The organism is Streptomyces sp. NPDC054813, from assembly GCF_053611365.1.
This window is the reverse complement of record NZ_JBSHAF010000025.1, coordinates 79,457-88,805: the sequence shown is the minus strand read 5'-3', so window position 1 is coordinate 88,805 and position 9,349 is coordinate 79,457. Positions and strand designations below refer to the sequence as shown.

The following is a 9,349-nucleotide window of genomic DNA, read 5'->3' as shown; positions in this document are numbered from 1 at the left end:
GTTGCCCGCCTCGAACTCCGCTCGCTGGTCGCGCAAAAGCCCGTCCTGCTCTTCACCCACAATCTCGGCCTCGTCCCCGTCGTCGACTGCAAGAGCCAGGTCATGGCACCGCCAGAGGCACCGAGGCTGAAGCTGATCGCCCCCAAACGCTGGAGCCGCGACTCGGCCACGCTCCAGGCCGCCCTGGACGCTCTCCGGCCGGCCGACGACAACGACCAGAGAATGGAAGCGCACCCAGACACAGCGGTTCACTTGGCCGCTCCATTCGCTGTGCCTACCCGGTGAGGCCTTCGAGCAATTCAAGGCGACAAACGACATGGCCGCACTGCACGGGCCTTGTGTAGGCATACGTCATCCGATGTCCTGTTCAATCAGCTTTGGACCGACGTTGCGCGTGTAGGCCGCGGGACGCTGGAACAAAGCACCGCTCTGCCGACCCTTTGCGTCGACCGTCCGGACGTGGGTGAATCCTCGACTGCTGTAGTAGCTCTGCAGATCGCCGTTTTCTCTCCATGCGTCCAGCCGCAGCCACTGCTTGCCCTGGTCGGCAGCGCGCTGGCTTGCCCAATCGAGCATGGCAGAGCCGAGCTCCAGACCACTGACGTCGCGTCGGACAGCCATGCGATGCACGTAGAGAGCCGGCTCAGCTGCTTCCTCGGCCGACCAGAAATCGCGGTCGGCGTGGTCATCGACGGTGATGGTGGCGATGGGAACGCCATCGTCCTCAATGATCCAGCACTCGCCGGCCGCGATGTTCTCCATGATGCGCTCGGAACGGGGCGGGTACTGCCACTGGTCGATGCCGCGCTCGCGAAGCCAGGCCGCCGCGTGTTCCCACAACTCGGTCACTGTGGCCAGGTCGCCTTCAATAGCTGGTCGAATCACTGGATCGGAGCCCAGCGGAGGCCGACTTCGCTCGTATGTGATGACGTGCCGGTCCCCTGGAAGGATGTTCACGACAGTGCGGACAGGTCTGCCGTCCTGGGTGTAGCCAGTGCAGAGATGCACGCCGACCGGTGTCCCGGGGCCAAGCTGCAGACGATCGGCCTCTTCAGGGGTCGGCATGCGGATCTGGATCTCGTCCAGTGCTCGGACCTGCTCGTGGCCCAGTTCGGCGAGCACCGTGTTGGCGCCCCGAGCGATGTCGTCGGGATTCATGATCTCGCTGCCCTCAACCAGGACGAGCGGGAAGTGTGAGTCGTTTGTGTTGTAGGGCACGCCATCCAAGAAACGGATGCGACGCCGCACGGCCACGAGATCGCCCTCACTCAGCCGTAGCCGCGTGCGGATCTCCGGCGTGGGGGTTATGACCTGCACTTCGATGCGTTGACTCGCTTCGCGTCCTTCCGTGGCCATCTCGCTCAGGAAGCTGTCCAACTCGGGAGACAGAGGTCGCTTCCTGAACTCGGCCTGCGGCCTGTAGACCATCGGGCGCCGGCTGCGAACGAAGTACCCCCGTGGGCGATCGCTGATGATCAACCCTTCGTTCACCAGAACCTTCAGGCCCTGAACAGCAGTCGACCGAGTGGTCTCCCACTCGGTCGCGATTTCGGCCTCTGTCGGCAGCCGTGAGCCGGGCCCGAGTGCGCCACTCGTGATCTCGGTGCGGAGCTTGTCCGCGATGCGCTGATAGAGGGCTCGAGGCCTCCCGCTGACTGCCATAGGACAGATCTACAGGTGCGCGTAATGAGTAGTCAATCTATCCGAAGCTCTTGACGGCCGTTTGCTGAGAGTGTCAGCATCATCTCATCGCGCATTGACTAGTCAATCTAGTTCGACTAGTTCCGATGCCCTCTACATCTGAATAGCTCGCTCGTGTCCGAGGTGACGAACCACGAGATCCCTCACCGAGCGGGAGCACCACCCCAACGCACGCGATGCGGTGTCCACGTGCTCAGGACTGGATATGTGCCCTGAGCTGCGGAGACTGCACCCGCTTCCCCTCGTTCCGAAGCCGTTGCCCGTGGGAGTCTGCGTGAAGCCCGATACGTCCCGCCCCGCCCTGAAGATCAGCACGATCCCCGTGTTCAACGTCCAGTTACGTGAAGGCGAGCGCCGCTCCATCGTCTGTCCGGACTGCAATGAGTGGCACCCGCTGCGCCGCAACGTCGTCTGGCCCCACCATCTGGAGCGCACCGAGCGCGGCAAGAACGGACGTCGCTGCCCGGGCAGCGCCCGCCGAGTCGAGATCGACGTGGACCTCGCTGAATGGGGCCGCAAGGTTGCGGAAGCGGACGCCACTGTGACCGGGCGCCGCTCGAACCGGGTGAACCGGAAGCCGCGGACCGCGACCGCGCCGGCCGTCAGCCGTCTGGCGACGGCTCCCAAGGAACCGACGCTGCGAATGCCTGCCGTACTGGAACGGGCCCGCACCGCAGTCGCGCTTCACCGCGATGCCTGCGCCAAGTGCCAGAGCGGCGGCCGGTGCGAGAAGGGTCGCGAGCTGGAGGTTTGGCTTGGTGAGACGCAGGCCTCCTCCGACTTTGAAATGGAGCAGAGGCAGCGGAAGGAGCAGCAAGCGGAGCGACTTGAGGCCCGCCAGCGTGCTGCGCAGTGGCGCCGGGTGCAGCGGGATGTGACCCGTACGGACACCCAGCGCAGGGCGCAGATCCCGCAGACCTGAACCCGATCCTGCGTTACCTGTGATCGCTGCCCGTGTGACGAGCGGCGATGGCAGGGGGCAGCAGGGCCTTCCAGGTCAGCAGCCCTCCTGGGGTGGCCTCTGCTAGGGGAGGCCACCCCAGTTCGTGAAAACCGAACAAACGATGCGGCCCCGGGATTGCGCCCCGGGGCCGTTGTCGGTCGCTGAGTTCATCGCGTGAGAGGAACACGACCTTGCTGAGGAACATGATGACATCCCGCGCGCCGCTTGGTGCGCAGGGGGACGAGCACCCGAGCCAGGAAGACGAGGCGCTGCGCCGGGCGAGGGAGCACGACCAGAGGGGTGGGACCCGGTGACGGTCACTGTCTTCGGTACCGGCACTCTGCACGCCGCGGCCGTGGACGAACGACTCGTGGTCCCCCACCCGCTGCCGGGTCTGGTGTTGACCGAGCGGCGGAGCGGCTTCTGCGCTGAGGTGACGGCCTCCTCGGAGGCCTTCAGCGCTGTTCGCGTGCTGACCCGCTCGGTGGCGACGACGTACGGCGCTGGCCCGGGCCTCGCTGATTCCGCCGAACTTGTGGTGTCCGAGCTGATGGGCAACGTGGTGCGGGCTAGTTCGGAGAACGAGCCCGTCGTGCTGATCGTCGAGGTGTGCGCCGTCCCGTCCGGCGTCGAGGTGATCGTTCACGATGCCGTGCCGGGTCAGCCGGACCGTCGCGATGTCGCCTTGGACAGTGCCGAGGCGATGTCCGGACGCGGTCTGCACCTGCTCGACCTGCTGACCGATTACTGGACGGTCGAGCCGTCGCCGCTCGGCAAGCAGATCAGGTGCCGCCTGCGGGCTGAGTAAGACCAGTTGTCGTACGGGGCGGACGGTCGGAAGGTCAGCCTCTGCCACTGCAGTACCACCGCACAGGCGGGGCCGGAGATCACCGCGTCCAGCCGCCCCCATCCCCCAGCAGCCCCAGGGACTCCGCGTTCCTGGGGCTGCCCGCATCTGCGATCACAACGGAGGACCCCCATGCAGGACATCCAGGACCTCGTCAGCCTCTCCGCTGCCCACATGCCCGCCTCCGAGGCCGGCGTCGACTGGCGGCACCGCGCCGTTTGCCGGGAGGAAGACCCCGAGCTCTTCTTCCCGATCGGCAACACCGGTCCGGCGCTGCTGCAGATCGAGGAAGCCAAGGCTGTCTGCCGCCGCTGCCCCGTCATGGACCAGTGCCTGCAGTGGGCGCTCGAGTCCGGTGAGGACTCCGGCGTCTGGGGCGGCCTGAGCGAGGACGAGCGCCGCGCCATGAAGCGCCGCGCGGCCCGCAACCGGGCTCGCCAGGCCAGCGCCTGACCGCACATCACCCGCAGCCCCTGCCCAGCCCGTCGCCACCGGCCCGGCCACCGTCGGCCCGGTGGCGGCGGAGAACGCAGGGACCGATACACCCAGCGCCTCGGCGCTCGCTCCCGGTCCACACAAACCGTCCCCGACACCCTGAGGGAGTTCCTCCATGACCGCGACCAGCTCGCCGCTGTGCCGGCACGAGCCGACTTGCCCCCCTGCTGACAGCCCTGACCGCGAGGCCGCGCAGACCGTGGCCAGCCATCCGGAGCAGGGCTGGAGCCTGCTGTGCAACGGCCTCTTCGTCTTCGACGACACCGGTGAACTGCTGCCCGACGGTCAGATCGTCGCCCCGTGCCGTCCCGTGCCGGTTCCCGCGACCGCCTGATCCCATCCCGGGCATCCCGCCTGCTTTGCCTGTGAGCCCGGGAGAGCCCGGGCTTTCGATCATTGGAGGATCGATGGCTGAGCTCATTCCCCTCAAGACACCGCTGGACGACACCGGTCTGATGCCGCGCTACCAGCCCGGCACCACGACGCGGGCCGCCATGGCCACGGACATCTCCCGCTACCACCACCCGCTCTTCGTCCGGGCCGAGCCCGGCCGGTACGAGGGGTGGATGACCTACTCCTTCCAGGCATTCACCGGCCTGGAAGAGCAGCCGCAGATGTCGCTCGAGGCCATCCGCGACAGGACGTTGACCCGCGAGCAGTCCGCCGCGCTGTCGCACGAATACGACGCCGCGCGGATCTTGTGGTCGAAAGCGCGGTTACGTCGGCAGGCTGGACCGCTTCTGACGAAGGCCGCACCGCTGTGGGAGGCCTGGACGGCCTCCCGCGAGCAACTGCGCGCCACCTTCCGCGAGTTCTGGACCACCGAGGACGGCCACTGGCGCGCCCAGTTGCTGCGGCTGACCGACGCCGAACGCGCCGCCGAGTCCGCGGCCGAGGCATTCGACGAGATCGCGGAGAAGCTCTCACGGCTCGCCGAGGAGCAGATCCGGGTCGCGGGCGAGGACGAAGACCTTCCGCTGAGCACCGTCGCGCAGGAGCTCGGTCTGTACGCCTCCGACTGGCACATCGTCTGGCCCGACGCCTACAAGCCCTCCACGTTGAGCTGGCGCGGCTTCGGCGACCGCCTCGTCGACCGGCTCCACAAGGAGATCGACGAACAGCGCGAGCGGCTGCGGGAGGTCCAGGTCCTGGCCGGCGACAAGGACCAGACCGATCGCGAACTCGTCTGACCCGCACCCCTCGCCCCTGGGCCGCCTGTCGGTCCTGCCGATCCACCTCGGCGGGACCGGCAGGGAGCAGCAGGGACTTCCCCCGATCCCGTGCTCCACGGCCGGCCTCCCCGACGGGAGGCCGGCCTTCATGCTGCCGGGCCCGGTACGACCATCCCCCCGTCCCGGGCCCGGCTCCTTGTCCCCCAACTGCCTTCAGGAGTGAAGAACCATGGCACCGACACCCACATCCATGTCCCCTCCCCCGGAAGCGAAGCTGACCCGGGGCCAGCGCATCATCCTCAGTGCCGCCGCCGTACCGATGGTCGTCTTCGCCGGCCTGGGCGCCTGGGGCACCTACAGCAACATCACCGGCGTCTTCCACCGCTCGGCCACCGCGTGGGGCGTGGTCGCCGCCGGTGAGGGCGCCACGCTCTCCCTGGCGCTCGTCTACGTCGGGCTGACCCTGCTGGGCCAGTCTTCGCCGGCCGCAGTCCGGGTCGGGCTGTGGCTGCTGCCCGCAGCGGCCTCCGGCACCGGCGCCGCCGTCGCGCAGACCGCCACCGAAGCGATCGTCTTCGCCGTCACACCGCTGGCCATGTGCTCCTCCGCGGAGGGCATGGGCCTGCTGGCCCGCCGCATCGTCATCCGGGTCACCGGCGTCGACATGGAGGCCCAGCGCCGGAACGCGAAGACGATGCAGCAGCTCGCCTACCACCGGGCCCGTGCCGCGAACCACCCCGACGGGAAGGCACGCAAGAAGTCGAACCTGAAGTCGTGGGAGCTGGCCAAGAAGGTCGGCACGGGCGACGCGACGCTCGGCGCGGGCCTCGTGACGGTTCAGCGGGACCGGATGACGGAAGGCGCGAACGACGCGCTGGCCGGCATGTTCGACCTGACATCCGTCACGCCCGCGCTCACCGCGTCCGTCACGCCCGCACTGCCCGGCACGACCGGGCGTGACGGTTCCGGCACAGGGTCCGTCACGGATCACCCGGTCCGTCACACCGACGGCACGCACCCCGTGACGAACCCGCCGCCCCGTGACACCGCCGCCACGGACGGCCCGGAGGGTGCGACGAAGACAGGCACGCAGGTCAGCGGAGACACGACCGTGCGGCCGTCACAGTCCACGGAATCCGTCACGGACACCGTGACGCACACCGTCACGGGCTCCGTCGCGGACGGTGTGACGGAAACCGTCACGGTCGACGGCTCCGTCACGCCCGGTTCCGTCACGGGCGAGACGCCGTCACAGGAGTCGGCGCACACCGTCACGCTCGAAGAGGTCGCGGCCGTCGCAGGCGTGCCCACCCCCGTGACGGGCGAGCGGCTGACCGAAGCACAGCTCGAGGTCGTCCTGCGCCACCTGCGCTACTCCGACGACCCGCCGCTGTCCTACCGCCAGGCCGTCACCGCCTTCCGCGACGCCGGCTTCGTCGGCGGCGAGGAGCGGGTGCGCCGCGTCTGGGGCCACCTGATGTCGCACGAGGAGTCCGAGACACCCGAGAAGACCGACGCCTGAGCAGCGTCCGGCACCACCAGTGAAGGCCAACTCGCCCCGGCGGGTTGGCCTTTGCTGCGACTGCCGGAAGCAGTCGAAATGGGAGCAAAAGCACTCCGGCGAGTGAGCTGGTGAGTGACCCGGTGAGCGGAACGTTCGCAGACCCGGCAAGCAGACCCAGCGAGCAGACCCGGCGCGCTCTGCACCCCCCATCTGACCCCCGAACGAACGGAGGAAACCAGGCCCAATGGGCGGATCCGCGTACTGGACAAAACAGATCAAAAAGGCGGACGCGCGATCCCCCAAAGAGGGGGCGATCAAGCGACTGGACCGACTTCACGGCGTGCTGCGCGGACTCGATCCGGCGGCCGCCAACCGCGCCTGGCGCGACGTCGGCAGCCTCCTCCAACAGACCACCGACCGCCACGCGGTACGCGGATCTGCGTACTGGACGAAGGAGATCAGAGAGGCGGACAGGAGGTCCGCCAAGGAGGGTGCGATCAAGCGACTGGACCGGCTGCGCGGCGTGCTGCGCGACCCCGATCCGGTGATCGCCAACCGCGCCTGGCGCGAGGTCCGCGACGCCCTCCAGCGGATCACCGACCGCTACTCGCGGTGATCGTTCACTCATTCATTCACCCCGGGGGGAGATGAACGCGACCGGGCCCTACACGCGTACGTACGCGCACGAGGGCCGCGTTCACTCCCCCCGGTTGCACTCCGTGAGGGGAATGCGATGGAAGTTCTGCTTCTCGCGGCGTGCGCGTGGCTCGTCCACACGCATGGCGCGCAGAGCGAGCAGGCGAAGCTGGGGCTGTCCCCGGCGCAGCGAGACATCCTTCGGGAGAAGACCCGGCACGAGAAGTCCGTGCAGAAGATCGCCGACAAGCACGGCGTCGCTCCGCCGGCCGAACGCAAGCCCGGTGTCTCGCCGTGGAAGGAGGCGCCAGCCTCGGAACGCGACCCGGTGCTCACGCTCCCGGAGGCGTTCCGGTCGGGCTACCGCGGACACACCCGCATCGAGCGGGTGGCCACCCCCGTAGGGCGCCGCGCCGGCCTGTGGACCGCGCAGGGCGTTGCCTGGGCCCAGGACACCGGAAAGGGCGCGCTGCGCGAGTACCGCAAGCGCCGTCGTGCCAAGGGCGACCCGGACCCGGCTCCGGTGCTCGTTCCGCTGCCTCCCCGCGACCCGCCAGCGGTGCCGCCGATCCCGGCGGACCCGCCGACGGCCGGAACCAGCAGCGGCAAGGGCGAAGGGGTGTCCCTGGCGAGGCCGGACCCGCCGTCGGAGCCTGAAGCGGGCGAGAAGCCCCCTGAGGGGGCCTCTGAGCCCCCAACGGACACCGAGGGGGACCCGGGAGCCACAACGGCCCCAACAGCCCCTGAGGAAGCCGCAGATGGCCCCGTACCGGTGCCCGGTCCCCGCAGCTCGGAGGAGACGGACCCGGCAACCGGCGAGGCGCCGCCACGGACGAATCCGGGACTCAAGCCCATCTACCTCCCGCTCGAAGACGACGCGGAGAAGGCCCCGGAAGCCGTGACGGAACCCGTCACGGCAGACGGCACGCCCGTGACGGAATCCGTCACGGACCCCGCGACGCCCGCGACGGAACCCGACCCGGCCGTCGCACCTGCCGTGACGGATCCCGGAGCGGCCAAGACCGAATCGACGAACACCAAGGAACCGGCCGCCGCCGGAGGAGGAGTTGGGCGTATGGCAGCAGAGGTGTCGTACGAGTCCGTTGAAGAGGAGAGCGACGAGCTCTCCCTGATGTGCGAGGACGACCTGGTCGTGTACGAGCGCATCGGCAAGCGCTGCCAGCGGGAGATCTCCCGCGGCGACGCCCTGCTCGTGGCCATGGAGCGCGTCGGCTTCGGACCGAAGGTCATGGGCTGGGTCACCCGCGGCAAGGAGCAGTACGGGGTGATCGACGGGCAGCTCGACGAGCTGAAGTCGAACACGAAAGCCCAGGGCGAGGCCGTCGTGAAGGCCAAGGCCCTCCTGGTGGCCGGCCAGGGCCTCTACGCGGACATCGCCAAGGACATGGAGTCCGTGGCCGAGCGGGAGGTCTACATCTCCGACGCCGTCGACGCCGAGGACACCTCCGCGCACACCGAGGTCTACGAGACGAGGGGAGCCTGACCATGAGCGAAGCCAAAGGTGGTCTCGGCGCGATCGTCACCTACGCCGCCGTCCTCGCAAGGGCAGCGGCGTACGGCATCCGCGCAGCCAACACCAAGCGGGCCGTCGAACGGCTCAAGTCCCGCTTCGATGAGCGTGGTGCCTCGGCGAAGTACATGTCCGATGCGATGACGGTCCTGGAAGTCGACGCGCCGACCACCACCGCGTACATGGAGGTCGCGACGCTGACGGAGGCCATGTCGGCGAACGTCGGCACGATCGTCTCGGCGGCCGACACGCTGTCCACCGTGGCGCAGGGCCTGGCCGATGAGACGACGGCCCAGCACGGCCGGATGGCGGACGCCAACCGCACCCACCACGTGCCGATGGCCAACCGGCGCTTCATCAAGCCCGAGCAGTAGGCGCCAGACACGTACACCACCAAGGGCGGGGGGGGCCCGTTGGGGCCCCCCCCCGGGGTGAAACCCCCGAGCGTGGAATACCGCTGGGGGGGGCCCCCCAAAACGCCCAGGGACTAAAAATAAAAACCCCGCGGGAGGACCGGCGG

The 9,349-nt window shown here is 68.8% G+C and carries 10 protein-coding genes and 1 pseudogene; 10 read left to right on the top strand and 1 reads right to left on the bottom strand.

All coding sequences use genetic code 11. The annotated features are described in order from the left end of the window. Window positions 1–285, top strand: a pseudogene (locus ACWGJB_RS38205) (hypothetical protein); the annotation flags it as partial. A gap of 66 nt (window positions 286–351) precedes the next feature. Here the strand turns inward: ACWGJB_RS38205 and ACWGJB_RS38200 are convergent. After that, window positions 352–1,662, bottom strand: a complete 1,311-nt coding sequence (locus ACWGJB_RS38200) for a GNAT family N-acetyltransferase (protein WP_453384648.1) — start codon at window positions 1,660–1,662, stop codon at window positions 352–354. A gap of 313 nt (window positions 1,663–1,975) precedes the next feature. Between ACWGJB_RS38200 and ACWGJB_RS38195 the strand changes: the two genes are divergently transcribed. The 9 genes from ACWGJB_RS38195 (at window position 1,976) to ACWGJB_RS38155 (ending at window position 9,203) form a co-directional block, all read left to right on the top strand. Further along, window positions 1,976–2,623 (top strand): hypothetical protein, encoded by a 648-nt coding sequence (locus tag ACWGJB_RS38195; protein WP_453384647.1) that lies wholly within the window; start codon window positions 1,976–1,978, stop codon window positions 2,621–2,623. Window positions 2,624–2,954: 331 nt separating this feature from the next. Beyond that, entirely contained in the window at window positions 2,955–3,452 is a 498-nt protein-coding gene (locus ACWGJB_RS38190) for an ATP-binding protein (RefSeq protein ID WP_453384646.1), read from the top strand. Between the two features lie 213 nt (window positions 3,453–3,665). Continuing rightward, complete coding sequence (locus ACWGJB_RS38185) at window positions 3,666–3,944, top strand: WhiB family transcriptional regulator (RefSeq protein ID WP_366017040.1); 279 nt, start codon at window positions 3,666–3,668, stop codon at window positions 3,942–3,944. A gap of 178 nt (window positions 3,945–4,122) precedes the next feature. Further along, window positions 4,123–4,320: a DUF5999 family protein gene (locus tag ACWGJB_RS38180; RefSeq protein WP_453384711.1), complete on the top strand. Its 198-nt coding sequence runs from the start codon at window positions 4,123–4,125 to the stop codon at window positions 4,318–4,320. Between the two features lie 73 nt (window positions 4,321–4,393). Beyond that, window positions 4,394–5,176 carry a hypothetical protein gene (locus ACWGJB_RS38175; protein WP_453384645.1) on the top strand — a complete coding sequence of 261 codons (783 nt, stop codon included), beginning with the start codon at window positions 4,394–4,396 and terminating at the stop codon, window positions 5,174–5,176. A gap of 232 nt (window positions 5,177–5,408) precedes the next feature. Continuing rightward, complete coding sequence (locus ACWGJB_RS38170; RefSeq protein ID WP_453384644.1) at window positions 5,409–6,680, top strand: hypothetical protein; 1,272 nt, start codon at window positions 5,409–5,411, stop codon at window positions 6,678–6,680. 226 nt (window positions 6,681–6,906) lie between these two features. Next, window positions 6,907–7,278, top strand: a complete 372-nt coding sequence (locus ACWGJB_RS38165; RefSeq protein ID WP_362997503.1) for a hypothetical protein — start codon at window positions 6,907–6,909, stop codon at window positions 7,276–7,278. A 117-nt stretch (window positions 7,279–7,395) separates the two neighbouring features. Further along, a complete protein-coding gene (locus ACWGJB_RS38160; protein WP_453384643.1) occupies window positions 7,396–8,802 on the top strand; it encodes a hypothetical protein in 1,407 nt (468 codons plus the stop codon). Window positions 8,803–8,804: 2 nt separating this feature from the next. After that, window positions 8,805–9,203 (top strand): hypothetical protein, encoded by a 399-nt coding sequence (locus ACWGJB_RS38155; RefSeq protein WP_390848992.1) that lies wholly within the window; start codon window positions 8,805–8,807, stop codon window positions 9,201–9,203. The last annotated feature ends 146 nt before the right edge of the window (window positions 9,204–9,349 follow it).

What these genes read in the sequence shown, in the direction of transcription:
- ACWGJB_RS38200 (WP_453384648.1), bottom strand. Translation starts at nt 1,662, where the DNA reads ATGGCAGTCAGCGGGAGGCCTCGAGCCCTCTATCAGCGCATCGCGGAC.
- ACWGJB_RS38160 (WP_453384643.1), top strand. Translation starts at nt 7,396, where the DNA reads ATGGAAGTTCTGCTTCTCGCGGCGTGCGCGTGGCTCGTCCACACGCAT.
- ACWGJB_RS38175 (WP_453384645.1), top strand. Translation starts at nt 4,394, where the DNA reads ATGGCTGAGCTCATTCCCCTCAAGACACCGCTGGACGACACCGGTCTG.
- ACWGJB_RS38170 (WP_453384644.1), top strand. Translation starts at nt 5,409, where the DNA reads ATGTCCCCTCCCCCGGAAGCGAAGCTGACCCGGGGCCAGCGCATCATC.
- ACWGJB_RS38155 (WP_390848992.1), top strand. Translation starts at nt 8,805, where the DNA reads ATGAGCGAAGCCAAAGGTGGTCTCGGCGCGATCGTCACCTACGCCGCC.
- ACWGJB_RS38185 (WP_366017040.1), top strand. Translation starts at nt 3,666, where the DNA reads ATGCCCGCCTCCGAGGCCGGCGTCGACTGGCGGCACCGCGCCGTTTGC.
- ACWGJB_RS38165 (WP_362997503.1), top strand. Translation starts at nt 6,907, where the DNA reads ATGGGCGGATCCGCGTACTGGACAAAACAGATCAAAAAGGCGGACGCG.